Annotated in this window: 1 protein-coding gene; it reads right to left on the reverse strand. The window is 35.1% G+C overall.

Annotation, left to right across the window (positions count from 1 at the left end; genetic code table 11):
• Nucleotides 1-169: 169 nt before the first annotated feature.
• Entirely contained in the window at nt 170-1,348 is a 1,179-nt protein-coding gene (locus FHP05_RS15080) for an IS256 family transposase (RefSeq protein WP_147670793.1), read from the reverse strand.
• Nucleotides 1,349-1,455: the final 107 nt, after the last annotated feature.

The raw sequence follows: 1,455 nt of genomic DNA on the forward strand, positions 1-1,455 counted from the left end.
AGTCAAGTCCTAAATCCTGTGTAAAATCCCAAATACAAGTTTTCAACTTTTTATAATCTATGATTGAATTTTATTTGTTTGGGAGGGGTACCCCTCCCAAACAAATAAAATTTCCGCGCTAAAAATACCCCTCTTGTATCCACAGAGTCTCATTTAAAATTTATCAGCATTAATTTTTTTCCCGATAAAAGAATCTTTTTCCACCTATATCTACTTCCTCTTCATAATCCATGAGTACCGCGCCAATTAATCGGAACGCTGAGTCCACGTTGGGGAATATTCGTATGACGTTTTCTCTCCTTCTTATTTCGGAATTTAATCGTTCTAGAACATTTGTGGTTCGGATATGGACGTGTGTGTCTTTATCTTCTGCATAAAACTGAATTGCATCTTCATAGCCTGCATCCAACGTTTTAATGGCCTTAGCGTACCTATTATCGCTATCATATTTTTCTATGAACTCATCTTTTAACATTCTAGAGATTCGCTCGTTAGGTGCTTTGAAAATTTCCTTTAAATGATCCCGTGCTTCCTTTGAACCTTTCTTAGGCATTGTAGTAATGATATTCCTTAAAAAGTGCACTGTACAACGCTGCCAGCTTGTATTAAGAAAACTTTCCATAATCGCTGCTTTCAGGCCTTCATGAGCATCAGAGATAATCATTTTTGGTGATTGTAAACCTCTAGCTTTCAAGGATTGGAAAAACTCTCCCCAAGTTTCTTTGGATTCCGTATTGGCTACTTTAAACCCCAAAATTTCCCTTTTATCTTCGCTGTTTACCCCCAAAGCAATATATACAGCTTTAGAAACCACTCTGTGATATTCACGAACTTTAATATACATTGCATCAACAAAAATATAGTTATAATAGTTCTGTTTTAAAGACCTTTGTGCCCATTTCTTAACAATAGGATCTAGTTTCTTAGTAAGCTCAGAAACCATTGATTTGGATACCTTTTCACCACAAAGCTGTTCTACAACTTTCGTTACTTTCCGTGTTGAAACACCATTAATCACCATTTCTAACATAGAAAGCAAGAAAGCCTTATCACAACGTTTATACTTTTCAAAAATCTTAGTAGAAAAACCCCCATTGCGCGTGCGTGGAACCTTTAATTTCACCTTCCCTACATTGAGAACCAGATCCCTCTCATAGTATCCGTTTCTATAATCTTGTCTATCCCCATCACGTTCGTGTGGAGCGTTTTTCATATACTGGTTTCTTTCCATTTCCATGTATTCGTTAAATAAGAGAATGATAGAAGATTTTATAACATCATTTAAATCAGATTGAACAACTTCTTGTTTTATTTTTTCGAAATCTAGGTTAAACTGTAAATGGGTCATTATTAATTCCTCCTACTATGTTTATCGTCGTTGAAAACATTGTACCATAGGAATTAATTTGGCCCTTTTTTGTTTATCCCTTTTTACACAATTATATGGACTTAATC

The sequence above is a fragment of the Cerasibacillus terrae genome, assembly GCF_008039555.1.
Classification (GTDB): Bacteria; Bacillota; Bacilli; order Bacillales; family Amphibacillaceae; genus Cerasibacillus; species Cerasibacillus terrae.

Coding starts and splice junctions, on each gene's coding strand:
- FHP05_RS15080 (WP_147670793.1), bottom strand. CDS start 1,348: ATGACCCATTTACAGTTTAACCTAGATTTCGAAAAAATAAAACAAGAA.